Below are 23,362 nucleotides of genomic sequence, written 5' to 3'. Positions count from 1 at the left end.
TGTCGGAGTGATGCGGGCGGCGATGGGGACGCCGCCCGCCGGCCGGATCACTCGATCGCGGCCAGTTCCTCGTTCATCTTGGCGACCGCCGCGGCGGCGTCGATCTGCCCGTCGATGTACTCGCGCACGACGCGGTTGATGACCTGGCTGTTGATGATCTTGGACGCCAGCGCCAGCTGGCCCTCCTCGACACCCCAACGCTGGGCCACATCCAGGCCGCCGACGATCTCTTCGATCATCGCCGCGTCATAGAGATCCGACAGCGCGGCCTTGCGGTCCACGCCGACGTCCAGCTTCGACCAGGCCTCGACGAACTGCTCGGGCGCATCGGCAGTGCCTCGGCGGACCGGGAACTTGCCCTCCGGCGCGATCGACAGGGTCTGGGTGTAGCCTTCGTCCATCGCGTACTGGATGAAGGCCTGCGCCTCGTCGAAATCGGCGTCAGCGGTGATGCCGAAGTAACGCACGTCACCCCAGGCCGCCCCGTCCGGGTTCGACGGACCCGAGAAGTTGGTCACGATACCGGTCTTCGAGGCCAGCTCGGACGAGGTCGGATCGTCGGTGATGGTCGGCGGCGCGTCGTCACGCAGACCGGCCAGCTCGTCCAGGATGAACGGCGACCAGATGATCATGGCCGCCTGCCCCGAGAAGTAGAGCGAGCGCGACTGGTCCCAGAACAGCTCGCCCTCGGGCGAGGCGTCGGCAAGGGTCTTGTAGAACTCCAGCACTTCGACGGTTGCGGCTTCGTCGAAGCCCTTGAAGCCGTTCTCGTCGACCGGGGTCACGCCGTTGGCCAGGAAGACGTGCTCCAGAACCTGGGACATGAAGTTTTCGTCGACCTTGGTCGCGGCGACGAAGCCGAACATCTCGGGCGGGTTGTGAAGCGCCTCGATGGCCGCGGCCACTGCCTCGTAGCTGGTCGGAGCTTCCAGACCCGCCTCGTCGAACAGATCCTTGCGATAGACGATCATCTGCGTCCAGCCGTCCACCGGCACCGAGGCGATGCCGTCCTCGGTCGCAGCGAGGTCCAGCGGGCCCGGCGCGAAGCTGTCGCGGCCCAGGGTGTCGACCACCTCGGTCGCGGCTTCGGCATCCAGGATCCCGGCCTCGACCCAGGGCAGCGCGTACTGCAGCGTGTGATAGATCACGTCGGGCAGGTCACCGGCCGCGAAGGCCGCAGTGGCGCGGGTACCGAGGTCTTTTTCCTCGACGGGGATCACCTCGACGGCGATGCCGGTCTTCTCTTCGAAGTCGGTCGCCATCTCCTGCTGCAGCGCCAGGCGCGGCGGCTGGGTCTCGGTCGTCCAGAACCGGATGTCCGCCAGCGACGGCGTGGCGATCATCGCAGCCGAAGCCGTCAGCATCAGGCGCAGCGAAGCGCGGTTGGTGAGCAGTGTCATTCAATCCCTCCCTTGGGTTTCATTTGCTCGGATTGGTCGAAGTCAGTGCGACGCGGGCGGCAAGGGCTCGCGGGTCCATCGCGGGCGGCCCGTCAGAGCCGCCGGCAACCAGTCGCGCGGGTTCCAGCACGCGCAGTGTCTCAGGGTCGGCGCCGCGCACCAAAGCCAGCAGAAGCTGGGCGAGGCGCTCGCCGGCGCGGCGGCTGTCCACCGCGAAACTGGTCAGCGCAGGGGTGGCATAGGCGCCTTCGGGCACGCCGTCATAGCTGATGATCGAGATATCGCGGCCCACGGTCAGCCCCAGCCGCGCGGCGGCGCGATAGCCACCCAGCGCCACCCGGTCCACGGCAAAGACGATCCCGGTCGGCGGTTGCGGCATCCGCAGCAGGTGCATGGCGGCCTGCCGCCCGTCGATGGCGGTCATCCCGCCCTCGCGGATCAGCAGCGGATCCACCTCCAGCCCGGCTTCGGCCATGCCGTCCAGATAACCCTGCCGTCGCAGCCCGGTGAAGTTGTGACGATCCCCGCCGCCGACATAAGCGATGCGCTTGTGCCCGAAACCGGCCAGGCGCAGAACGGCATCGTGCATCGCGTCCTCGCCGCTGATGTCGTACCAGGCGCACCCGTCCATGTTCTCGACACGCCCGAACAGGACGAACGGCTTCTCCAGCTTGCGCAGCAGTTCCACCCGGGGGTCGTGACGCAGGGTCCGCGGGACGATGAACCCGTCGGCCTTCCGCTCGTCGATCAGCCGCTCCATCGTATCCAGGACGCCGGCTTCGGTCCGGGCGGTGGCGATGGTCAGGGTCCAGTTCTCGGCGCTGGCGGCGTGTGTGATCCCGGCGACGAATTCGGCCAGAAAGGGGCGATGCGTGCCCGCCTCGTCATCCTGCAGCACCAGACCGAGCGAGCGCGCCCGTCCGGTGCGGATCGCCTGCGCGTGGCTGAGCGGGCGGTAGCCCATCTTCTCTGCCTGGTGGCGGACGCGGGTCTGGGTGCTGGGGGAAATGTCCGGATAACCGTTCAACGCACGACTGACGGTTCCCTTGGTCAGTCCAAGAGCCTCGGCCAGGTCGTTGATGGTGACGCGCGGGCGCAGCTTGGGTGCGCTTGGCCGCGCCGTTCCGGCGGGATTGTTCATTGCTTCCTCCGAGTCACAGGATTCGTTCCGAAACCGGTTTCGGCAACAGGAAATTGCGACACCTCACGTCACACCGCGCGCAAGCGGTTTCCACCTTCACAGGACTGTCAAAGATGCGATGCTATGCGGGCGCAACCATCAGCATGAGTGGAGCAAGCCATGTCCCTGCATCTCAGCCGCCGCGGCTTCCTTGCCGGCACCGCCGGTTTTATCGCCCTGCACCCGTTCTCGGCCCGTGCCGCCGCCGGTCAGGCGCACCTGCGCATCATGGAGACGACTGACCTCCACGTTCACGTGTTCCCCTACGACTACTACGCCGACCGCGAGGTCGACACGGTCGGCCTCGCGCGCACCGCGTCACTGATCGAGGGCATCCGCGCCGAGGCGTCGAACAGCCTTCTGCTGGACAACGGCGACTTCCTGCAGGGCAACCCGATGGGCGACTACATCGCCTATGAACGCGGCATGAAAGAGGGCGATCTGCATCCGGTCATCCAGGCGATGAACGCGGTCGGCTTCGACGCCTCGACGCTTGGCAACCACGAGTTCAACTACGGCCTCGATTTCCTGATGAAATCCCTGGCCGGCGCCGACTTCCCCGTGGTTTCGGCCAACGTGATCAAGGAAATGGGCGCCGCCCCGACCGCCGACACCACGCTGATCAAGCCCTACATCATCCTCGACCGCGAGTTGACCGACGGCGCGGGCGAAACCCACCCGATCCGCATCGGCATCATCGGCTTCGTTCCGCCTCAGATCATGAACTGGGACCGCCGCCACCTGGAAGGCAACGTACAGGCGCGCGACATCGTCGAAACCGCGAGGGCCTGGGTTCCGCAGATCAAGGAAGAAGGGGCGGACATCATCATCGCGCTCAGCCACTCGGGCATCGGCCCGGCGCAGCATAGCGACGGGATGGAGAACGCGAGCGTGCCGCTGGCCGCCCTCGACGGGATCGACGCGATCCTGACCGGGCATCACCATCTTGTCTTCCCGGGTCCGGACTATTCCGAGGCCGAGATGGTCGACGTCGAGGCCGGCACCATCCACGGCAAGCCCGCCGCGATGGGCGGGTTCTGGGGCAGCCACATGGGCCTGATCGACCTTATGCTGGAGCGCGACGGCAATTCCTGGCGCGTCGCCTCTCACGAAAGCGCCGCCCGCCCGATCTCGAAGCGGAACGAGGACCGCTCGGTCACCGCGCTGGTCGAAAGCCATCAGCCGGTGCTGGACGCGGTCCAGAAAGAGCACGACGAAACGCTCGCCTATGTTCGCCGCGCGGTGGGCAAGACCGACGCGCCGCTGCACAGCTATTTCGCGCTGGTGGCCGACGATCCCTCGGTGCAGATCGTGTCGATCGCGCAGACCTGGTATATCGAACAGATGCTGAAGGGGACCGAGTACGAGGGCCTGCCGCTGCTCTCCGCCGCAGCACCCTTCAAGGCCGGGGGCCGGGGCGGGCCGGAGTATTATACCGACGTGCCTGCGGGCGATGTGGCGATCAAGAACGTCGCCGACCTCTACCTCTACCCGAACACCGCCCGCGCGGTGCTTGTCACCGGCCAGCAGGTCAAGGACTGGCTGGAGCGGTCCGCCGGCATGTTCAACCAGGTCGCGCCCGGCGCGACGGATGCGCCACTGCTGAACCCCGAGTTCCCGAGCTACAATTTCGACGTGATCGACGGGGTGGAGTACAAGATCGACCTGAGCCAGCCATCGAAGTTCGACCGCGACGGCAACGTGGTGAACGCCGATGCGAACCGGATCGTCGACCTGACCTGGAACGGTCAGCCGATCGACCCCGAGCAGCAGTTCGTCATCGCGACCAACAACTACCGCGCCAGCGGCGGCGGCAGCTTCCCCGGTGCGACGCCCGAGACCACGATCTTCGAAGGGCCAGACACCAACCGCGACGTGATCGTCCGCTATATCGTCGAGCAGGGCACGATCAGCCCCAGCGCCGACGCGAACTGGACCTTCGCGCCAATGGAGGGCACGACCGTCCTGTTCGAGACCGGGCCGAAGGGTCGCGACTATGCCGCCGACGTGAAGGGCGTCAGCATCGAGCCCGCGGGCGACGGGCCGGACGGATTCGCGCTGTTCCGCATCGCGCTCTGAGCGCGGCGTTTTCACTCTGAAACCAGACGCCGTCCGCGTTGTCGCGGGCGGCGTTTCTCGTTACGACTCGCCCGATACATCTGCGGGAGGGCGCGACATGGCAGGCGAAAGCGGCAAGGGACCGGGACTGGCGGGGTTCGATTGGCAGGACCCGTTCCACCTGTCGGCGCAATTGTCCGAGGACGAGCGGATGGTTGCGGAAAGTGCCCGCGCCTATGCGGCGGACAAATTGGCCCCTCGGGTGACGGACGCCTATCTCAATGAAACCGTCGCGCCCGAGATCTTCGCCGAGATGGGCGAGATGGGCCTTCTGGGCGTCACCATCCCCGAAGAGTTCGGCGGCCTCGGCGCGGGCTATGTCGCCTACGGGCTGGTCGCGCGTGAAGTCGAGCGGGTGGACAGCGGCTATCGCTCGATGATGAGCGTGCAGTCGAGCCTGGTGATGTACCCGATCCATGCCTACGGTTCCGACGCGCAGCGGGAAAAGTACCTGCCGAAGCTGGCCAGCGGCGAATTCATCGGCTGTTTCGGCCTGACCGAGCCCGATGCGGGCAGCGATCCGGGCGGGATGAAGACCACCGCGAAGAAGGTCGACGGCGGCTACGTGCTAAGCGGCGCGAAGACCTGGATCTCGAATGCGCCCATCGCCGATGTCTTCGTGATCTGGGCCAAGTCCGAGGCGCATGGCGGCAAGATCCGCGGTTTCGTGCTGGAGAAGGGCATGAAGGGGCTGAGCGCGCCGAAGATCGGCGGCAAGCTGAGCCTGCGCGCCTCGGTTACCGGCGAGATCGTGCTGGACGGGGTCGAGGTGTCTGACGATGCGCTGCTGCCCGGCGTCGAGGGGCTGAAGGGGCCGTTCGGTTGCCTGAACCGCGCCCGCTACGGGATCGGCTGGGGCGTGATGGGCGCGGCCGAGGATTGCTGGCACCGGGCGCGCGCCTACGGGCTGGACCGCACCCAGTTCGGGCGGCCGCTGGCGCAGACCCAGCTGTTCCAGAAGAAACTCGCCGACATGCAGACCGAGATCGCCTTGGGCCTGCAGGCAGCGCTGCGCGTGGGCCGGATGATGGACGAGGGCACCGCCGCGCCCGAGGCGATCAGCCTGATAAAGCGCAACAACTGCGGCAAGGCGCTGGAGATCGCGCGAGCGGCGCGGGATATGCATGGCGGGAACGGGATCATGGCCGAATATCACGTGATGCGGCACGCCCAGAACCTCGAGACGGTGAATACCTATGAGGGCACCCACGACGTGCATGCGCTGATCCTCGGACGGGCGCAGACCGGCCTGCAAGCCTTCGTCTGAGACGGGGATTTCAGCGTGCAAAGGGCATGAAAACGGGGGATTTCATCGTGAAAACCCCCTTAAGTCCATGAAATATAAATTGAAAAAAGTCCTGATAGACTGTTAACGCCGAAATCGCACGCATTGGGCGGTCGGATTCAGCCGCAGCGGCGGAGGGGCGGACGAGGACCTGTGGCGCTCGTCACGCATGCCACAAACCTCCTGGACCTTGCGGGCCGGAGTCGCGTTCACTACCACTGAACCGCGAGGGCCAGACCGAGCATCAGCGTCGTGATCGGCCCCCAGAGTTTGCGTTCGGCAGCTGACGGCGTGATCCAGTTGAGCACCATCATCACCGTGTTCATCGCCACCGCGCCCCATCCCGTCCACGAGGGCCAACCCGGCCAGCGACCGTCGGCGGACAGGATCGCAAGCGCCATCCCTGTCAGAATTGCGATGGAGACTGCCGCGACGAGCCGGCCGGACCTCGGCAAGGGACCTTCGACCTGGCCGCCCTGAGTTATCCTGCCCCACGGGGCGCCCAGGATCAGCGCGACCTGAAATCCGATCACACCTGCGATCATTGCGCAGTAGATATAAGACATTCCCGCCTGCTTTCGGCCAAGACACCTGGGACGAGACCCTAGATCGCAGCGTCGGGATAGTGGATCAAGTGCGTATGGGCGTTACGAAACGCACGATGCAGGTTTCGGGTGCCCGGGCGTGAAAATCCGCTCAAGCCCTGAAGCCGCGCCTGCGTCTCGGCAGACGGGGCGGCGCCAACCGGTCGGTCGCGCGCCGCCCTGCCCTGTCATTCGGCCACGCGGACCAGCTGCTTGCCGAAGTTCTTGCCCTTGAGCAAGCCGAGGAAGGCCTCGGGGGCGTTCTCCAGCCCTTCGGCGATGTCCTCGCGGTAGGCGATCTTTCCGGCGGAAACCAGCGGGGCGACCTCCTTCAGGAACTCGGGGAAGCGGTCGTAGTGGTCGGCGATTATGAAACCGCCCACGGTCAGGCGGTTGGTCAGCAGACCGCGCCAGGCGGCGGGCAACTGGTCGTGGTCGGCGTCCGAGCCGCCCTCGTACCACGCCACGGCGCCGCAGAGCGGGATGCGGCCGTGGACGTTCATCAGCGGCAGCACGGCTTCCAGCGTCTTGCCGGCGACGTTCTCGAAATAGATGTCGATGCCGTCCGGGGCCTCGGCCTTCAGCGCGGCTTGCAGGCTGTCTGCGGTATCGTGGGCGCGGTGGTCGATGCAGGCGTCGAAGCCCAGTTCCTCGACCGCGAACCGGCATTTGTCCGCGCCGCCCGCGACGCCGACGGCGCGCAGGCCTTTGGCCTTGGCAAGCTGGCCGACCATCGAGCCGACCGGGCCGGTGGCGGCGCCGACGACCAGCGTCTCGCCCTCTTTCGGTTGGCCGATCTGCGTCAGACCGTACCAGCCGGTGAAGCCGGGCATGCCCAGCACGCCCAGCGCGGTCGAGACGGGCGCGACCGACGGGTCGATCTTCTGCACCTGGTTTGCGGGCAGCACCGCGTGGGTCGCCCAGCCGCCCATGCCCAGCACGATGTCGCCGGGCTTGAGGTGCTCAGCGTTGCTTTCGACGACCTCCGAGACGGTGCCGCCGCCCATGGTCTCGTCCAGTTCGACCGGGGCCGAATAGGATTTCGCGGCGCTCATCCGGCCGCGCATGTAGGGGTCGAGCGACAGGAAGAGGGTGCGGACCAGCACCTCGCCCTGCCCCGGTTTCGGAATCTCGGCGCCTTCGAGGCGGAAGTTGTCGAGACTCGCCGCGCCCTCGGGGCGGCTGGCAAGGACGATGCGCTGCATCTGATCGGTCATGAATCACCTTTGATTTGCGTGTCCCCGCTGAGGTGGGGACTGCTGTCGGAGCTTCAACAATTCTTTGCGGGCAATGTTCCCGACGGCAAATTGAAACCGGTTGCAAAAATCGTTGCATTGCCACGCCACGCGCCCTAGCCTGAGCGCAATTCAATCCTGGGGAGGATCCATCATGACATTGCCCACGCGCTCTGCTGCGCGGCTGCCTTTCGACGTGGCCGCGGTCTGCTTCGGCACCTCGCCGCTCGGCAGCATGCCCGACACCTATGGCTACGAGGTCAGCGAGGCGCAGGCGCGCGACGCGATCAACGCCATGTTCGACCTGAACCCGAGCTTCATCGACACCTCGCGCAACTACGGCATGGGCCGCAGCGAGGAACGGCTGGGCGCGGTGATCCGCGAGCGCGGCCTGCCGGAGCACTGCGTGCTGGCGACCAAGCTGGACCGGGCGTGGGAGGACAACCGCCTGGACGCCGCCCGCGCGCGGCAGTCGGTGGAGGAAAGCCTCGAGGCGCTGGGACTGGACAGCCTGCATATTCTTCACCTGCACGACCCGGAATACTGCCGCGACCTGGACGAGATCGCGGGTCCCGGCGGCGCGCTGGAAGAGCTGTTCAAGATGAAGGAAGAAGGGCTGGTGCAGGCGGTCGGGCTGGCGATGGGCAAGCTGGACCTGATGACCAGGCTGCTGCCGGACTGGGAGTTCGATGCGCTGGTCAACCACAACCGCTACACGCTGCTGAACCGCGAGGCGGACCAGATGTTCTCGGACGCCCATGCGCGGGGGATCGCGATCTTCAACGCGGCGCCCTATTGCGGCGGCGTTCTGGCGCGCGGCTCGGCGAAAAGCACGATGATCACCTATCAGGAGGCCAGCGACGAGGACATGGCTCCGGTCCGCGCGATCGAGGAGATCTGCGCCAGGTACGACGTGCCGCTGGGCGCGGCGGCGCTGCAATTCTCGATGCGGGACCCGCGCGTGACCTCGACGATCTGCGGTGTGTCCAAGCCCGAGCGGGTGGCGCAGACGGTGGAGTGGGCGACCTGTGACATCCCGCAAGAGGCGTGGGACGCGCTGATGGCCCTGCCCTATTCGAGCGAAGATCCGGAAGCGAACCGGGAGTACAAACCGTGCTGAACATTGCGCTGATCGGATGCGGCCGGATCGGCCGGATGCATGGCTCGCTGGTGCATGCGCACAAGGACGCGCGGCTGGCCGTGGTGCATGACCCGGTGGCCGCCGCCGCGCAGGCGCTGGCAGAGGAGACCGGCGCGACGGTCGCCGACAGCGCCGAGGCGGTGTTCGCCGATGCGGGCGTTGATGCGGTGATCGTCGCCTCGGTCACGGCGACACATGCGCATTATATCGAGAAGGCCGTTGCCGCCGGGAAGCCGGTGCTTTGCGAAAAGCCGATCGACCTGGACATCAACCGGGTCGAGGCCTGCCGCGCCGCCATCGCGGGCAGCGACGTGCCGGTGCAGATCGGCTTCAACCGGCGCTTCGATCCCGGCCATCGCGCCCTGCGCGAGGCGGTCGCGGGGGGCGAGCTGGGCGGGCTAGTGCAGCTGCTGGTGACCTCGCGCGATCCCGAGCCGCCGAGCGATGAATACCTGACGGGCGCGGGCGGGATGATCCGCGACATGACGATCCACGATTTCGATCTGGCACGCTATGTGTTGGGCGAGGACGAGGTGGTCGAGGTGTTCGCCAACGCGGGCGCGCTGATCGATCCTGCGCGAGGCGCGCGGCTGAACGAAGTTGATTGCGCGATGATCTCGATGCGGACGGCCTCGGGGGCGCAGGTGCTGATCAACAACGCGCGGCAGGCGCCCTATGGCTATGATCAGCGGCTGGAGGCCGTGGGGCCGAAAGGGATGCTGCAAAGCACCAACCGCACGCCGCACGGGCTGGCGCGGTTCACCGCGGGCACGACCGCTGCCGGCGAGGGCTATCAGCCGTTCTTCATCGAGCGATACGAACAAGCCTTCCGGGCGCAGCTGGACAGCTTTCTGGAAACGGCCCAGACCTGTCGCAAGGCCGAGGTGAGCTTCGAAGACGGGCGGCGGGCGCTGATGCTGGCCGAGGCGGCCTATGCCTCGCTGGCCGAGAAGCGCGCCATCGCGGTTGACGCCGGGTAATATACATCGTTGCAGTTGCAAGACCTGCGTGAAACGAAATAATCCGGCAAACGACGTATACGATGACAAAGCGAGCCGGGATGAGAGTGACCCTTAAGGAGGTGGCCGAGCGGGCCGGCGTGTCGCGCTCGGCCGTGTCGCGCACCTTCACCGAAGGGGCCTCGGTCTCGGCCAAGACGCGGGCGAAGGTCATGCGGGCCGCGGACGAGCTGGGCTACAGCCCCAACGTCCTGGCCAGCAGCCTGACCACGCGGCGCACCAAGCTGATCGGGCTCGTGGCGGACAACTTCCGCAACCCGACCTTCCTGCTGATTTTCGACCTCTTTACCAAGCTGATCCAGGAGCGCGGGTTTCGCCCGCTGCTGGTGAACCTCTCGGGCGAGACCGACCCGCAGCATTCGCTGAGAATGCTGCGGCAGTATTCGGTCGATGGTGTGATCGTCGCCTCGTCCACGCTGCCCCCCAGTTTTGCCGCAGCCTTCCGCGACGCGGGCTTGCCGGTGGTGCACAGTTTCGGGCGCTATTCCGGCGAGAGCCATGCCCATGTCGTCGGCGTCGACAACGTCTATTGCGGCGGCATGGCGGCGCGGACGCTGATCGAGCATGGCTACCAGCGGATCGGCTTCATGGGCGGACCCGAGACGGCGACCTCGACCATCGACCGCCTGCGCGGCTTCACCGACGCGATGCAGGCGCATGACCCCGCGTTTCCGCGCAGTTTCGCCGGGGCCTACAGCTATGATGCGGGCCGGGCCGAAATGGCGCGGCTGATCGAGGCCGGGGACCTGGCAGAGGCCTATTTCTGCGGTGACGACGTGCTGTCGGTGGGCGCAATGGACGCGCTGGCCGAAGCCGGGCTGGACGTGCCGGGCGATGTCGGGATCATGGGGTTCAACGACATGGACCTGGCGCGCTGGCGCTGCATCGACCTGACGACCATCGCCCAGCCTGTGTCCGAGATCATCACCGCGTCCGTGGACCAGGTGATTTCCCTGATCGCCGAGCCGGACGCGGTTCCGGAGACGCGACTGCTTCCGTGCCGCGTCGTCCTTCGAAAGACCCTGCGCGGGGTCTAGCGGTACAATCTTACCGGTACATGGGCGGACGGGCGTCCACCCAGGCGCCGCCCGCTTTCGCGGATTCGGCGGCAGCATGGACCGCGGCGACCGAGCGCAGACCGTCCTCGGCCATCGGGCACCAGTTCTCGGCCGCCGCCTGCCCCGCCTTGCGCGCACTGATTGCGGTCGCGAGGTCGGTGTAGAGGTTGGCGAAGGCCAGCGGCATGCCCTCGGCGTGGCCCACGGTCACACGCGAGGCGGCATCGGCCTGCGGCGAGAGGTTCGGCCCGCCGCGTTCGATGATCTCGGTCCGGCCGCCCAGCGGGGTCCAGAGCAGCTGGTTCGGCTGTTCCTGCGCCCAGGAGAGCCCCCCCTTCTCGCCGAAGACCTGCACCCGCAGCCCGTGCTGGTGGCCCAGCGCCACCGCCGAGGTCCAGAGCCGGCAGGTGCTGCCGCCGGACATGCGGAAGTTGATCATCGCGTCGTCTTCCAGCACCCGGTCGCCGACCAGCGAGACGAAGTCCGCCGACAGTTTCTCGGGCGACTGGCCGATCACGAAGCTGGCCATGTGCAGTGCGTGGATGCCGCAGTCGGCCATCACCGCCGAGACCCCGGCCTGCGCCGGGTCATAGCGCCAGCGGACGCGCGGGTTGTCTGCGTCGGCGGCGTCGGAGTGGTGGCCGTGGGCGAACTCGGCCATGACCAGACGGACCTTGCCCAGATCGCCGCGCTCGACCATCGCGCGCATGTGGCGCACCAGCGCGTAGCCGGAATAGCCGTAGTTCACCGCGCAGATCGCGCCCGAGGCCTGCGCCGTGCGGACGATTTCCTCGCCCTCTTCGACGGTCATGGTCATCGGCTTTTCGCAGAGCACATGGATGCCCTCGGCCAGGAAGGCGCGGGTGATCTCGAAATGGGTGTGGTTCGGGGTCGCCACGGTCACCAGGTCGATGCGGTCGGGCCGGTTCTTCTCGCCCTCGAGCATCTCGCGCCAGTCGCCATAGGCCCGGTCGGGGGCGATGCCCAGTTTCTGCGCATAGGCGCGGCCCGCGTCGGGGTTCGCGTCGAGCGCCCCCGCGGCCATTTCGAACAGCCCGTCGATACGGGCGCCCAGGCGGTGCGCGGGGCCGATCTGGCTGCCCTCGCCCCCGCCGATCAGTCCCCAGTTCAATCGTTCCATGTCAAACCTCAGAAGCCGATGCTGCGCAGGTATGCGCGGTTCTCGCGGGCGTCGTCCAGCGGAGAGGCGGCGATGGTCGGGTCGCAGTCCTGCTCGACCGTGCACCAGCCGTCATAGCCGATCCGGCCCAGCAGGTCGCGCACGGCGGCGAAGTCGATCTCACCATCGGCCAGCTTGCAGAAGATGCCCTCGCCGCAGGCGTCGTAGAAGCCGGTGCGGTTCTCGATCGCCTTCGCCTTCACGGCCGCGTCGGTGGACTTGAAGTGCACGTAGGCCAGCCGGTCCTGGTATTTCTCGATTAAGGCGAGCGGGTCGAACCCGGCATAGGTGCAGTGACCGGTGTCGACGCAGAGTTTCAGGATCGCCGGGTCGATCTCGGCCAGCATCTTCTCGACCTCGGGCAGGAAGTCGATGAAGCCGCCCGCGTGGGGGTGCAGGCTGGTTATCAGGCCGTAGTCCTCGGTGCCCATGCGGGCGATGGTGCGGACGCGGTCTACGAAACCTGTCCATTCCTCGGCGCCCATCTGCTCGGCCTCGTCAGGGCGGCCGGCGGTGGCGGCACGACGGGGCGAGATCGAATCGATCAGCACCAGGTGCTTCGCCCCGTGGGCGGTCAGGGCCTCGCAGGTGCGGCGGGCGGCGTCCTGCAATTCGTCCCAGGCGTCTGCGTCGTGGAAGGGCCGGAAGACGACCCCGCCGATCAGCGTCAGGCCGTTCTCGGCCAGCGTGGGGCCCAGAACCTTCGGGTCTTCGGGCATGTAGCCGACGGGGCCCAGTTCGATCCCGGTGTAGCCCGCCTGCGCGCATTCGGACAGCACCGTACGCCAGTCCGGATTGCGGGGATCATTCGCGAATTCCACGCCCCAGGAACAGGGCGCGTTGCCGATTTCGAGTGCCATTGGTTTCCTCCCAGAGCCTTCGGTCGCATTCTTTCTTGCAACCGGTTGCATTTCTCCCTAGCCTGCATCCCGAGGCTGGGTCAAATGCAAAAATGAACCCGGCGCAATTCTTGCCTATGGGAGGGCAGTGATGACGGCAACCGGCACCATCCGGCTGACCACCGCGCAGGCCATCGTGCGCTTTCTGGAGAACCAGTTCATCGAGACCGACAAGGGTCGCGAGCGGATCTTCGCGGGTGGTTTCGGGATCTTCGGCCACGGCAACGTGACGTGCCTGGGCGAGGCGCTATACGCTGCGCGCGAGACACTGCCGCTTTATCGCGGGCAGAACGAGCAGGGCATGGGATTCGCCGCCGCCGCCTATGCCAAGGCCAAGCTGCGGCAGCGGATCATGTTCTGCACCGCCTCGGCCGGTCCGGGCACGACGAACATGGTGACCTCTGCCGCGCTGGCCCATGCCAACCGGCTGCCGGTGCTGTTCCTGTGCGGCGACACGTTCCAGACCCGCCTGCCCGACCCGGTGCTTCAGCAGGTCGAGCATTTCGGCAATCCGGCCCTTGGCGTGAACGACGCGTTCCGCTCGGTCACCCGCTACTGGGATCGGATCGGGCACCCGCAGCAGATCGTGACCAGCCTGCCCGCCGCGCTGGCGGTGATGCTGGACCCGGCGGAGTGCGGCCCGGCGTTCCTGGGCCTGCCGCAGGATGTGCAGGGCTGGGCCTGGGACTACCCCGAGGCGTTCTTCGAACCGCGCGTGCATCGCATCCGCCGCCCTGCCCCCGACCCGGCCGAGGTGGTCGATGCCGCGCGCCTGCTGGCGCAGGCCGAGCGCCCGGTGATCATCGCGGGCGGTGGCGTGCAGTACTCTGGCGCGGTCGAGGAACTGACCCGTTTCGCCGAGGCGCACAACATCCCGGTGGTCGAGACCATCGCGGGCCGTGCGAACCTGACCGCCGAGCATCCGCTGAACATCGGGCCGATCGGCTCGACCGGGTCGGACAGCGCCAATACTGTGGCCGGGCAGGCCGATGTGGTGCTGGCCGTGGGCACGCGGCTGCAGGATTTCACCACCGGATCATGGACCGTCTTCGACAAGTCCGCCCGGTTGATCGGACTGAACGCCGCGCGGCATGACGCGGGCAAGCACCAGTCGCTGCCGCTGGTCTGCGATGCGCGTACCGGGCTGGAGGCGCTCGGCACGGCCCTTGACGGCTATCGCGCGCCCGAGACCTGGACCGACGGCGCGAAGAAGGAGCGCGCCGACTGGGATGCCTATGTGGCCGAGAACACCCGCGCGGGGAACGGGCCGAACAGCTATGCGCAGGCCATCGGCGCTGTGAACGCCGCTTGCGATCCGCGCGACCGAGTGGTTGCCGCGGCGGGCGGCCTGCCCGCCGAGATCGCCGCGAACTGGCGCACACTGTCGCCGGGGACGGTGGACGTGGAGTTCGGCTTTTCGTGCATGGGCTACGAGATCGCCGGCGGCTGGGGCGCACGGATCGCGCAGATGGAGGACGAGCCCGAGAAGGACACGATCGTCTTTGTCGGCGACGGCTCTTACCTGCTGCTGAACAGCGACATCTATTCGGCGGTGCTGACCGGCAAGAAACTGATCCTGCTGGTGCTGGACAATGGCGGCTTCGCGGTCATCAACAAGCTGCAGAACAACACCGGCAACGCCAGCTACAACAACCTTTTCGCGGACACGCCGACGGTGACGAACCCGGTCGACGTGGATTTCGCAGCCCATGCCCGCGCGCTGGGCGCCGAGGCCGTGACCGTGGACACCCCTGCCGCGCTGGCCGAGGCGTTCACCGCCGCCAAGGCCTCGGACAAGACGCAGGTCATCGTGATGAAGGTGGACGCCTACGAAGGCTGGACCAAGCAGGGCCATGCCTGGTGGGAGGTCGGCACCCCCGAAGTCAGCGACAGCCCCGCCGTGCGCGATGCCCGCGACCGGCAGGAAGCCGGACGCGCGCGCCAGCGCGCCGGCGTGTAACAGGGAGAGAACGACATGCACATCGCGCCGCACGACAACCGTAACGAGCCCATCGTCGCCGAGGGCAACGAGACCATCCCGCTGGTCTATTTCAACATCGTCAAGCTGAAGAAGGGCGAGAGCTTCGACTACCGCCTTAAGGGCCACGAGACCTGCATCGTCCCCGCCACCGGCACGCTGGAGATCGAGGCCGCGGGCGAGCGTTTCGGCCCGGTCGGCAAGCGCGGCGAGGATGTCTGGGACGGCGAGCCCGAGGGCGTCTATGTGCCCGTGGACGCGCCCGCGAAGTTCACCTGCGTCTCGGACGACACCGAGGTCTTCATCGCGGGCGGCGTCTATGAAGAGGCTCTGGCGCCCTTCGCGGTGCTGGAACCGGAAATCGACCTTGTGCAGTACGGCTCGGACGACACCAAGACGCATCGCAAGATCAAGCATATCCTGGGCCAGAAGCAGGCGGACAAGGTCGGGCGGCTGCTGGTCTCCGAGCTGTTCACCGTGGGCGCCGGCGGCTGGTCCGGCTTCCCCAGCCACAAGCATGACACCGACCGGCTGCCGCTGGAGACGCATCACGACGAGGCCTACAACTTCCGCTTCAAGCCTAACTACGGCTCGGGCGTGCAGATGCTTCAGCGCGTCGATAACGAGCCGGGCGAGGCCTATCACATCATGGACCGCTCGACGATCCTGCTGGACAAGGGCTATCACCCCTGCTGCGCGCTGCCGGGCTACGAGATGTACTATTTCACCATCCTCGCCGGAAAGAGCCAGCGGTCGCTGGTGCAGTATTTCCAGCCGACCCATGCCGCGCAGCTGGAGACGATCCCCGGCATCAAGGACATGGTGGCGAAGTTCAAATGATCGCCACGCTGGCCGAGGTTCTGCCGATAGAGCGCGGCGCGCTGGCCGGACTGGTCGTGCTGGGTTGGGAGGATGCGGTGGCCTTCGTCAAGGCCGCCGAGGCCGAGAGCCTGCCGCTGATCCTGCAGGCCGGGCCGGGCGCGCGGGCGCACATGCCGCTGGCGGTCTGGGGCGCGATGTTCCGGACGCTGGCCGAGGGCGCCTCGGTGCCTGTGGTGGCGCATCTCGACCATTCGCGGGAGCTTGAGGAATGCCGGGCGGCGATCGATGCGGGCTTCACCTCGGTGATGTTCGACGGCTCTCGCCTGCCGCTGGAGGAGAACATCCGTGCGACTGCCGAGGTCGTCGCGATGGCTCACGCGCGGGGCGTGTCGGTCGAGGGGGAGGTCGGCTTCGTCGGCTATGACGAGGGCGAGGCCTCGGCCCGGACGACGCCCGAAGAGGCGCGGGCCTTCGCGGGCGGCACCGGGGTCGACGCGATGGCGGTCTCGGTCGGCAACGTGCATCTGCAGACCAGCGCCAAGGCCGAGATCGACTTCGATGCGGTGCGCGCCATCGAGGCGGTGACGGATGTGCCTCTGGTGCTGCACGGCGGCTCGGGGATCCCAGCGGAGGTGCGACGGCGGCTGGCGCTCGAAACGCGGGTCGCGAAGTTCAACGTCGGCACCGAGCTGCGGCAGGTCTTCGGCGCCTCGCTGCGGGCGGGGCTGGAGGCGAATCCCGGGCGGTTCGACCGGCTGGCCATCCTGTCCGAGGTGATTGGACCGATGGTTGCCTGCGCGCGGAGCGTGATGCGGAACCTCGCTGACTGAGTGTGCGCCCGTGGCTGGCGGCGGATGCCTCCGGCGGGGATATTTAAGGAACGTAGAAGGCGGGCGGTTGCAAGGTCCCGCTTCGCGTGGACTGCCGGCGGCCAGGCGCACTGGGACTGACTACCGCGCAATTCGTTCAGACCGCTTGGCGGGACTCATTCGTTTTCCGACCGGCTTAGGGGCTTTACAGTCGGTTCCGGGCGGAGGTTCGGAATGAGAGAGGCCCCCATACGATGGTCGTGATAGATATCTTCATCCGCGTGGTCATGCTGCTGCTCGGCGTGATCGCCGGGAGCGCCGCCGTCGGACTTGCGAACTTCCTGGGATTTCCCGGCTGGATCGCGGGTCTGGCCCTGATCCTGCTGGCGCTCGGGTATTTCTACCTCAGCGACAAGGTAAGAGATGCCGGGATGAACCCGATAATGCGTGTGTTGACGCGCTATGGCGCCGCGGAAGAGGAACGCGACATCGAGGAGGAGCGGCGTGGCAGGCGCTTCGAGTACCTCTCGTTCCTCGTCGGGGTTGTCGTGGGGATCGCTGCGAGCCTGGTCTGGTCCCCGGGTGCGGTCATCGATCTGCTGCCGCTCTGACGGGATCAATCGGTGCTGCGGATCATACCGCCATCCAGATCGACAACTGCCTGAGCGGTGGGTTCACATCGAAAAAGGCCACCGCCGAAGCGGTGGCCAATGACCGTGTGATGACAGGCCGGGAGGCGCCTATTGGCACACGGCCGGAGGATTGTCGGAAACGCCGGCGCAGACGCGGTCCTTGGTCGCCCAGCCGATGTCGATAGTCTTGTCCAGATTGCTCGCGTCGATCCGGGTGACCGGAAGCAGCAACGAGTCGAGCTCGACGCCCTGCGGTCCGCCCGAGAACGTGCCCTTGCCCTCGACCTCTTCGCCATTGGCAAGCGCCAGGGCGACGGTGGCGGCGGTCTGACCGAGTTCGTAGGCGTTCTTCCAGATCGTGAAGGTCTGCTGGCCGCGCGCGATGCGGTTCAGCGCGCCCGGAGCACCGTCCTGGCCCGACATCGGCACGTCGAGGCCCTGCTCTTCAAGCGCCTGCGCGACGCCTGAGGCCATGCCGTCGTTCATCACCATCACCGCATCGACGTCGTTGTCGTTGGCGGTGAGGATCTGCTCGATCGTGTCCTTGGCGGTCTCGGGGCGCCAGCCGTCGATGAACTGCTCGCCCACGACGGTGATCTCGCCGGCGTCGTATTTCGGCTGCATGACCTCCTGGTAGGCGCCGAACATCTGGTGGGTGTTCGGGTCGCCGTCATCGCCCTTGATGATCGCATAATTGCCCTCGGGGGCGACGGCGAGCATGCCTTCGGCCAGTTCCTTGCCGACCGAGCGGGCGTCGAAGGAAACGTAAAACGTGCCCGGCACCTCGATCAGTTGGTCGTAGGCGACGACGGGGATACCTTCGTCGAGGGCGCGCTGGATCACCGGGCCGACGGCATCGGCGACGCCCGACATTACGATCAGGACGTCCGCGCCGCGGGTGATCAGGTTCTCGATGTCAGCGACGGATTTCTCTGGCGAGAAGTTCGCATCCGCCGAGATGTACTCGGCGCCGGCCTCTTCGAGCACGGACTTGATGCCGGCCTCGTCGATCTTCCAGCGCTCGTCGGCAAACTTGAACCAGCTGACGCCGACGGTGATGTCCTGCGCCGGAGCCATGCCGGCAACGAAGGATGCGGCGACCGCACCGATAATTGCGCGATGGATAGGACGGCTTTTCATGTCCCTTCCTCCCTGAGTTAACGCGTGCCTCTTGTCGGGCACGAGGACAGGTTGACACACGATGCAACCGGTTGCAATATTTTTCCCAAGGATCGGGCGCAGACCGCGACCCGGCAACTTGGGAGGGAACGATGGAGCGAACCGCCGCGGAGCGGCCGGTCGGCCTTGGCGAACATTTGCGCCAGATCACCGGCACCGTTCAGATGGATACACGCCTGCTGGCCATGATCGGGGCAGTGGCCGCGATCTGGGTCTTTTTCGAGATTGCCTCGGGCGGGATCTTCCTCTCGCCCAGGAACCTGTGGAACCTGTCGGTGCAGACCAGCGTGACCGCGCTGCTGGCGACGGGCATGGTGCTGATCATCGTCAGCCGGAACATCGACCTTTCGGTGGGCTCGCTGCTGGCTTTCCTGGGCATTCTGGGCGGGTTCGTGCAGACCGAGGTGCTGCCGCTTGAAGGTACGCACAGCTGGTGGATCTCGATCGCGGTGATGATCGTGGCGGGCGCCATCGCGGGCGGGATGCAGGGCTGGCTGATCGCGCAGTTCGCGATCCCCGCCTTCGTCGTCACCCTCGGCGGGCTGATGTTCTGGCGCGGCGCGGGCTGGTTGTTCACGCAGGGTCGCACCGTTACGCCGCTCGACACCACCTACAGCGTCTTCGGCGGTGGCTCGATCGGCGAGACCTGGAGCTGGATTGTCGGTGCAATCGGTTTCGTCCTTCTGGTCGCCCTGACCTTCTGGAAGCGCCGGCGGCGCGCCGCGCTGGGCTTCCAGGTCAAGCCGATGGGCGTGGAACTGGGCATCGTCGCCGCGGTCGGCGTGCTGATCGCCGCCTTCGTGATGACCATGAACAGCTATGACTTCCCGCGGACCGAGGACGGGCGCGGCATACCGGTGCCGGTGCTGATCCTGATCGTGATCTCGGCGGTGATGATCTATGTCGCCAACATGACCCGTTTCGGCCGCTACATCTACGGCTACGGCGGCAATCCCGAGGCCGCGCAACTGGCCGGTGTGAACACGCGGCGCGTCGTCATCACCAGTTTCGCGCTGATCGGGGCGTTGACGGCAATCGGAGCAGTGATCTCGACCGCACGGCTGAACGCGGCGCCGCTGTCGATCGGCAACCTGCTGGAATTGCAGGTGATCGCGGCGGCGGTGATCGGCGGCACCTCGCTTTCAGGGGGCACGGGAACGATCCTGGGTGCGCTGATCGGCGCGCTGCTGATGCAGAGCCTGCAGAACGGCATGGTCCTTCTGGGCGTGCAGTCGGCCCCGCAGCAAATGATCATGGCGGGTGTGCTGATCTTCGCCGTCTGGTTCGACGTCATCTACCAGAAACGCCGGGTGTGAGGAGCAGCGACATGACCAAACCTCTTGTCGAGATGAAGAACATCCACAAACGTTTCGGCGGCATCCACGCGGTCGAGGACATGAGCCTGGAGTTACATCCGGGCGAGGTCGTCGGCTTGCTGGGCCACAACGGCGCGGGCAAGTCGACCTTCATCAAGATGCTGTCGGGCGCCTATCAGATCGATTCGGGCGAGATCCGGATCGACGGCCAGCCGGTGCAGATCCGCAATCCGATCGACGCCAAGGAACTGGGGATCGAGACGATCTACCAAACGCTGGCGCTGGCGGACAACCTGGACACCGCCGCCAACATCTTCTTCGGGCGCGAGATCCTGACCCCTTGGGGGGCGCTGGACGAACCGGCGATGGAACATGCGGCGATCAAGGTGATGAAGCGGCTGAACCCGCAATTCCGCAAGTTCCACGATCCCGTCAGCAACCTGTCGGGCGGTCAGCGGCAGTCGGTGGCCATCGCGCGCGCCTTGCAGTTCAACGCGCGGATCATCATCATGGACGAGCCCACCGCCGCGCTCGGCCCGCACGAGACGCAGATGGTGGCCGACCTGATCAAGGCGCTGAAGAAGGAAGGCATCGCCATCGTGATGATTTCTCACGACCTGCACGACGTGTTCGACCTGTCGGACCGGATCGCGGTGATGAAGAACGGGCGGCATGTCTGGACCGGCGCCACCGGCGAGACCAACAAGGACGAGGTTCTGCAGATGGTGATCCTCGGCAAGCTGCCCGACGGCAGCTATGCGCCCGGCATCCTGACGACCGAGGATGCGTAGAGGCGTTTCGCTTCTTGCGATGATCTGCGCCGCGGGGAGTTCCGCGGCGCAGCCCGTTTTCGAGGACCTGTCAGGCGTATTGCCCCCGCATGTCTATTCCGGCGGCTGGGAGCATTTCGTCGGCGGCGGCGTCGCGGTGATGGACTGCGACGCGGACGGCTGGCCGGACCTGTTCGCTGCCGGGGGCGAGGCCCCTGCCCTGCTCTTGCGCAATGTGACCGGAGAGGCCGGCGCCTCTCTGGCCTTCGAGCCGGTCGAGGGCGAGACGCTGACCGGTGTCACCGGGGCCTATCCGCTGGACATGGATGCCGACGGGGTGCTGGACCTATTCGTGCTGCGCGCCGGGCCGAACGTCGCCCTGCGGGGCCTGGGCGGCTGCCGGTTCGAGGATGCGACCGGGGCCTGGGGGATCGACCCCGGCAATGGCTGGAGCACGGCGTTCTCGGCCACATGGGAGCCGGGAGCCGAGCGCCCGACGCTGGCCGTGGGCAACTATGTCGACCGCGAGAACCCGAACGGGCCGTTCCGCGCCTGCGACACGCACCAGTTGCTGCGCCCCGGCCCCGAGGGCTATCGCGCGGAGGACATCGCGCCGGGGTATTGCACGCTGTCGATGCTGTTCACCGACTGGAGCGGCGACGGGCGCGCGGATCTGTGGGTCAGCAATGACCGGCATTACTATGTGCGCGGCGGGCAGGAGCAGCTGTTCCGCATCACGCCCGAGCTCAGCGAATACGGGCCGGAGGATGGCTGGCAGCCCTACATGCTCTGGGGCATGGGGATCGCGAGCCGCGACCTGACAGGCGATGCGCGGCCCGAGGTGGCCGTGACCAGCATGGCGGACCAGAAGCTTTTCGAGTTGAACGGTGGAGCGGGGCCGGCCTATGAGCCCGTCGCCTATGACCGGGGCACGACCGCGCATCGCCCGTACCTGGGCGACGAAGGGCGGCCCTCGACCGGCTGGCATGTGCAGTTCGGCGACGTGGACAATGACGGGTTGGACGATCTGTTCATTGCCAAGGGCAACGTGGACCAGATGCCGGATGCGGCGATGAAGGACCCGGACAACCTGCTGATGCAGGGTGCGGACGGTCGCTTTGTCGAGGCGGGCGGCACGTCGGGAATCGGCTCGCCCGAGCGCAGCCGGGGCGCGGCGCTGGTGGACCTGAACCGCGACGGGCTGCTGGACCTTGTGGTGGTCCGCAGGCGGGCGGAGATGGGGCTGTATCGCAACGTGACCGAGGGCGCGGGAAACTGGCTTGCGGTGGCGCTGGCACAGCCGGGCGGCAATGCCTTCGCCGTAGGCGCGCGGATCGAGCTGGAGGCCGGGGGCAAGACGCGCTGGCGCGAGGTGCAGGTCGGCGGCGGACACGCGGGCGGACAGGCCGGGCCGGAGCATTTCGGGCTGGGCGACGCCAAGGCCGTGAGATTGCGGGTGCGCTGGCCCGATGGTGGCCTGTCGGACTGGGCGGAAATGCCCGCGAACGGGCATGTCCTTGTGCGGCGGGGCGACGGCGCCTCGATCGGGACCGAGGCGCTGCCCGCTCAGTGAGAGCGCTTCCGGCCCTGCTGGGCGTCGATCTCGGCGGCGAACTTCTCTTCGGTCCAGCCTTCGGCCAGCGCCTGGCGCATGACGTACTGCTGGCTGGGCGGGGCCATGCCCGAAAGCGGCGAGTCGATATCGAGGTTCGCCGGGAACGGATACCCTTCGGCAGTGGCGGCGATCACGTTGTCGACCTGTCGCGCGTCCAGCGCGCCGCTCGCGGCCAGTTTAGAAAGGCTGGCATAGACCGCCTTCGAGATGCGGACGCGGTCCACGATCTCGATCGAGCGGCCATAGGCGGAGCCGATCTGCATCAGGTTCGCGAAGCGCTGCACGTCCGTCGTCTTGTTCTCCCCCGCCGCGTGGAAGGTCGCGGGGTTGAAGAACAGCAGATCGCCCTTTTCCAGCGCCACCTGCACGTGGTGCTTCTCGAAATACTCGCGGAACTGCGGCAGCAGCACGGCCAGGTAGCCGGGCAGATAGCTTTGCGAATAGGGCAGCAGCTTGGTCGGGCCGGATGCCAACGGCATGTCCGAGTGCGCCACCGCGCCCTGCAGCGTCAGGCTGGCCGACAGTGCGTGCTGCTGCGCCGGGTAGGTCATCAGGTCGGGCACGGTCTGAAAGCCCATGTGATAGTCACGGTGCGCGGTCTGCGCCTTGCCGCCGGGCCGGACGACGTTGACCTGCGTGGTGATCTGGTAGCCGGTGCCGAGCCACGCCTCGCTGATGCGGCGGATCAGCTCGTTGGCGTTGTAACGGGCGAAAAGCTCGGGGTTGGCGACGCAGAGCTTTTCGTGCGCGTTCCAGACCCGGCTGTTGGCCCCAGCGGCGGCGAAATGGTCGCCCTTGCCGGAGTTTCCGGCCTCTTCCTCGCGGATGATCGCCGAAAGGGCCTCGGTCACTTCGTCGACCAGCGCCAGGTCATCGTAGCCGCGCTTGACGGCGATGATGCCGGGGCCGGACAGGAACGCGCGGTTCATCTCGGCCATGACCGGCTTGGCGGTGGCGTCGTCCACGAAGGCCTTGCGCAGCGCGTCGCCGTCGTAGACGGGGATGTTCTTCGCGATCTCGGCGGCGAACGGGTAGTCGGCCGGATCGGTGGTCTGGCTGACATGCGCGGCGAACTCGGTGATGTCGCAGCTGTCCTCGGACAGCCAGACCGGGTCGGCGGGCGGGTTGCGGTCGAGCATTTC

At 66.9% G+C, this 23,362-nt stretch carries 20 protein-coding genes; 12 read left to right on the top strand and 8 right to left on the bottom strand.

All coding sequences use genetic code 11. From position 1 onward, the window contains the following. Nucleotides 1–47 precede the first annotated feature (47 nt). On the bottom strand, nt 48–1,400 hold the full coding sequence (locus tag ACW9UR_RS22915) for an ABC transporter substrate-binding protein (protein ID WP_458919404.1): 1,353 nt from the start codon (nt 1,398–1,400) through the stop codon (nt 48–50). A gap of 19 nt (nt 1,401–1,419) precedes the next feature. Next, nucleotides 1,420–2,541, bottom strand: a complete 1,122-nt coding sequence (locus ACW9UR_RS22910; RefSeq protein ID WP_458919403.1) for a LacI family DNA-binding transcriptional regulator — start codon at nt 2,539–2,541, stop codon at nt 1,420–1,422. A gap of 159 nt (nt 2,542–2,700) precedes the next feature. On the opposite strand from ACW9UR_RS22910, the gene ACW9UR_RS22905 reads away from it, so the two are divergent. Both ACW9UR_RS22905 and ACW9UR_RS22900 read left to right on the top strand, forming a co-directional pair. Continuing rightward, a complete protein-coding gene (locus ACW9UR_RS22905) occupies nt 2,701–4,659 on the top strand; it encodes a bifunctional 2',3'-cyclic-nucleotide 2'-phosphodiesterase/3'-nucleotidase (RefSeq protein WP_458919402.1) in 1,959 nt (652 codons plus the stop codon). A gap of 97 nt (nt 4,660–4,756) precedes the next feature. Then, on the top strand, nt 4,757–5,965 hold the full coding sequence (locus ACW9UR_RS22900; RefSeq protein WP_458919400.1) for an acyl-CoA dehydrogenase: 1,209 nt from the start codon (nt 4,757–4,759) through the stop codon (nt 5,963–5,965). A gap of 230 nt (nt 5,966–6,195) precedes the next feature. On the opposite strand, the gene ACW9UR_RS22895 is transcribed toward ACW9UR_RS22900, so the two are convergent. Next, entirely contained in the window at nt 6,196–6,549 is a 354-nt protein-coding gene (locus ACW9UR_RS22895; protein ID WP_458919399.1) for a hypothetical protein, read from the bottom strand. Between the two features lie 206 nt (nt 6,550–6,755). Further along, complete coding sequence (locus tag ACW9UR_RS22890) at nt 6,756–7,784, bottom strand: NADP-dependent oxidoreductase (RefSeq protein ID WP_458919398.1); 1,029 nt, start codon at nt 7,782–7,784, stop codon at nt 6,756–6,758. 172 nt (nt 7,785–7,956) lie between these two features. Between ACW9UR_RS22890 and ACW9UR_RS22885 the strand changes: the two genes are divergently transcribed. The 3 genes from ACW9UR_RS22885 to ACW9UR_RS22875 all read left to right on the top strand — a co-directional run bounded on the left by ACW9UR_RS22885 (nt 7,957) and on the right by ACW9UR_RS22875 (nt 10,999). Then, nucleotides 7,957–8,922 (top strand): aldo/keto reductase, encoded by a 966-nt coding sequence (locus ACW9UR_RS22885; protein ID WP_458919397.1) that lies wholly within the window; start codon nt 7,957–7,959, stop codon nt 8,920–8,922. Beyond that, entirely contained in the window at nt 8,916–9,923 is a 1,008-nt protein-coding gene (iolG, locus tag ACW9UR_RS22880) for an inositol 2-dehydrogenase (RefSeq protein WP_458919396.1), read from the top strand. Before ACW9UR_RS22885 ends, iolG begins: the two co-directional genes overlap by 7 nt. 80 nt (nt 9,924–10,003) lie before the next feature. Next, on the top strand, nt 10,004–10,999 hold the full coding sequence (locus ACW9UR_RS22875) for a LacI family DNA-binding transcriptional regulator (protein WP_458919395.1): 996 nt from the start codon (nt 10,004–10,006) through the stop codon (nt 10,997–10,999). 10 nt (nt 11,000–11,009) lie between these two features. Here ACW9UR_RS22875 and ACW9UR_RS22870 read toward each other — a convergent pair whose 3' ends face one another. Then, on the bottom strand, nt 11,010–12,161 hold the full coding sequence (locus ACW9UR_RS22870; protein WP_458919394.1) for a Gfo/Idh/MocA family protein: 1,152 nt from the start codon (nt 12,159–12,161) through the stop codon (nt 11,010–11,012). Between the two features lie 8 nt (nt 12,162–12,169). Next, nucleotides 12,170–13,060: a TIM barrel protein gene (locus ACW9UR_RS22865; protein ID WP_458919393.1), complete on the bottom strand. Its 891-nt coding sequence runs from the start codon at nt 13,058–13,060 to the stop codon at nt 12,170–12,172. 130 nt (nt 13,061–13,190) lie between these two features. Between ACW9UR_RS22865 and iolD the strand changes: the two genes are divergently transcribed. The 4 genes from iolD to ACW9UR_RS22845 all read left to right on the top strand — a co-directional run bounded on the left by iolD (nt 13,191) and on the right by ACW9UR_RS22845 (nt 17,319). Beyond that, nucleotides 13,191–15,059 (top strand): 3D-(3,5/4)-trihydroxycyclohexane-1,2-dione acylhydrolase (decyclizing), encoded by a 1,869-nt coding sequence (gene iolD, locus ACW9UR_RS22860; protein WP_458919392.1) that lies wholly within the window; start codon nt 13,191–13,193, stop codon nt 15,057–15,059. A 15-nt stretch (nt 15,060–15,074) separates the two neighbouring features. After that, nucleotides 15,075–15,917, top strand: coding sequence for a 5-deoxy-glucuronate isomerase (locus tag ACW9UR_RS22855; protein ID WP_458919391.1), 843 nt, complete (start codon nt 15,075–15,077; stop codon nt 15,915–15,917). Then, nucleotides 15,914–16,729: a class II fructose-bisphosphate aldolase gene (locus ACW9UR_RS22850; RefSeq protein WP_458919390.1), complete on the top strand. Its 816-nt coding sequence runs from the start codon at nt 15,914–15,916 to the stop codon at nt 16,727–16,729. The genes ACW9UR_RS22855 and ACW9UR_RS22850 overlap by 4 nt, the downstream gene beginning before the upstream one ends. A 233-nt stretch (nt 16,730–16,962) precedes the next feature. Further along, a complete protein-coding gene (locus ACW9UR_RS22845) occupies nt 16,963–17,319 on the top strand; it encodes a hypothetical protein (protein ID WP_458919389.1) in 357 nt (118 codons plus the stop codon). A gap of 129 nt (nt 17,320–17,448) precedes the next feature. Here ACW9UR_RS22845 and ACW9UR_RS22840 read toward each other — a convergent pair whose 3' ends face one another. Further along, nucleotides 17,449–18,480 carry a substrate-binding domain-containing protein gene (locus ACW9UR_RS22840; protein ID WP_458919388.1) on the bottom strand — a complete coding sequence of 344 codons (1,032 nt, stop codon included), beginning with the start codon at nt 18,478–18,480 and terminating at the stop codon, nt 17,449–17,451. A 131-nt stretch (nt 18,481–18,611) separates the two neighbouring features. On the opposite strand from ACW9UR_RS22840, the gene ACW9UR_RS22835 reads away from it, so the two are divergent. From ACW9UR_RS22835 to ACW9UR_RS22825, 3 genes are read left to right on the top strand one after another with little or no spacing between them, the layout of a single operon-like run. Further along, nucleotides 18,612–19,835: a sugar ABC transporter permease gene (locus ACW9UR_RS22835; protein ID WP_458919387.1), complete on the top strand. Its 1,224-nt coding sequence runs from the start codon at nt 18,612–18,614 to the stop codon at nt 19,833–19,835. A gap of 11 nt (nt 19,836–19,846) precedes the next feature. Beyond that, nucleotides 19,847–20,626 carry an ATP-binding cassette domain-containing protein gene (locus ACW9UR_RS22830; RefSeq protein WP_458919386.1) on the top strand — a complete coding sequence of 260 codons (780 nt, stop codon included), beginning with the start codon at nt 19,847–19,849 and terminating at the stop codon, nt 20,624–20,626. Beyond that, nucleotides 20,619–22,178, top strand: a complete 1,560-nt coding sequence (locus ACW9UR_RS22825; RefSeq protein WP_458919385.1) for a CRTAC1 family protein — start codon at nt 20,619–20,621, stop codon at nt 22,176–22,178. Before ACW9UR_RS22830 ends, ACW9UR_RS22825 begins: the two co-directional genes overlap by 8 nt. On the opposite strand, the gene ACW9UR_RS22820 is transcribed toward ACW9UR_RS22825, so the two are convergent. Beyond that, nucleotides 22,172–23,359, bottom strand: coding sequence for a phytanoyl-CoA dioxygenase family protein (locus ACW9UR_RS22820; RefSeq protein ID WP_458919384.1), 1,188 nt, complete (start codon nt 23,357–23,359; stop codon nt 22,172–22,174). The two genes, ACW9UR_RS22825 and ACW9UR_RS22820, sit on opposite strands and share 7 nt — an antisense overlap. Nucleotides 23,360–23,362: the final 3 nt, after the last annotated feature.

The sequence above is a fragment of the Halovulum sp. GXIMD14794 genome (assembly GCF_054457455.1).
The sequence above is the reverse complement of the archived record's forward strand: the minus strand, read 5'-3'. Positions and strand labels throughout refer to the sequence as shown.

Excerpts from the sequence above, each read along its gene's own strand:
- ACW9UR_RS22915 (WP_458919404.1), bottom strand. The coding sequence starts at position 1,400 with ATGACACTGCTCACCAACCGCGCTTCGCTGCGCCTGATGCTGACGGCT.
- ACW9UR_RS22910 (WP_458919403.1), bottom strand. The coding sequence starts at position 2,541 with ATGAACAATCCCGCCGGAACGGCGCGGCCAAGCGCACCCAAGCTGCGC.
- ACW9UR_RS22905 (WP_458919402.1), top strand. The coding sequence starts at position 2,701 with ATGTCCCTGCATCTCAGCCGCCGCGGCTTCCTTGCCGGCACCGCCGGT.
- ACW9UR_RS22900 (WP_458919400.1), top strand. The coding sequence starts at position 4,757 with ATGGCAGGCGAAAGCGGCAAGGGACCGGGACTGGCGGGGTTCGATTGG.
- ACW9UR_RS22895 (WP_458919399.1), bottom strand. The coding sequence starts at position 6,549 with ATGTCTTATATCTACTGCGCAATGATCGCAGGTGTGATCGGATTTCAG.
- ACW9UR_RS22890 (WP_458919398.1), bottom strand. The coding sequence starts at position 7,784 with ATGACCGATCAGATGCAGCGCATCGTCCTTGCCAGCCGCCCCGAGGGC.
- ACW9UR_RS22885 (WP_458919397.1), top strand. The coding sequence starts at position 7,957 with ATGACATTGCCCACGCGCTCTGCTGCGCGGCTGCCTTTCGACGTGGCC.
- ACW9UR_RS22875 (WP_458919395.1), top strand. The coding sequence starts at position 10,004 with ATGAGAGTGACCCTTAAGGAGGTGGCCGAGCGGGCCGGCGTGTCGCGC.
- ACW9UR_RS22870 (WP_458919394.1), bottom strand. The coding sequence starts at position 12,161 with ATGGAACGATTGAACTGGGGACTGATCGGCGGGGGCGAGGGCAGCCAG.
- ACW9UR_RS22865 (WP_458919393.1), bottom strand. The coding sequence starts at position 13,060 with ATGGCACTCGAAATCGGCAACGCGCCCTGTTCCTGGGGCGTGGAATTC.
- iolD (WP_458919392.1), top strand. The coding sequence starts at position 13,191 with ATGACGGCAACCGGCACCATCCGGCTGACCACCGCGCAGGCCATCGTG.
- ACW9UR_RS22855 (WP_458919391.1), top strand. The coding sequence starts at position 15,075 with ATGCACATCGCGCCGCACGACAACCGTAACGAGCCCATCGTCGCCGAG.
- ACW9UR_RS22850 (WP_458919390.1), top strand. The coding sequence starts at position 15,914 with ATGATCGCCACGCTGGCCGAGGTTCTGCCGATAGAGCGCGGCGCGCTG.
- ACW9UR_RS22845 (WP_458919389.1), top strand. The coding sequence starts at position 16,963 with ATGGTCGTGATAGATATCTTCATCCGCGTGGTCATGCTGCTGCTCGGC.
- ACW9UR_RS22840 (WP_458919388.1), bottom strand. The coding sequence starts at position 18,480 with ATGAAAAGCCGTCCTATCCATCGCGCAATTATCGGTGCGGTCGCCGCA.
- ACW9UR_RS22835 (WP_458919387.1), top strand. The coding sequence starts at position 18,612 with ATGGAGCGAACCGCCGCGGAGCGGCCGGTCGGCCTTGGCGAACATTTG.
- ACW9UR_RS22830 (WP_458919386.1), top strand. The coding sequence starts at position 19,847 with ATGACCAAACCTCTTGTCGAGATGAAGAACATCCACAAACGTTTCGGC.
- ACW9UR_RS22825 (WP_458919385.1), top strand. The coding sequence starts at position 20,619 with ATGCGTAGAGGCGTTTCGCTTCTTGCGATGATCTGCGCCGCGGGGAGT.
- ACW9UR_RS22820 (WP_458919384.1), bottom strand. The coding sequence starts at position 23,359 with ATGCTCGACCGCAACCCGCCCGCCGACCCGGTCTGGCTGTCCGAGGAC.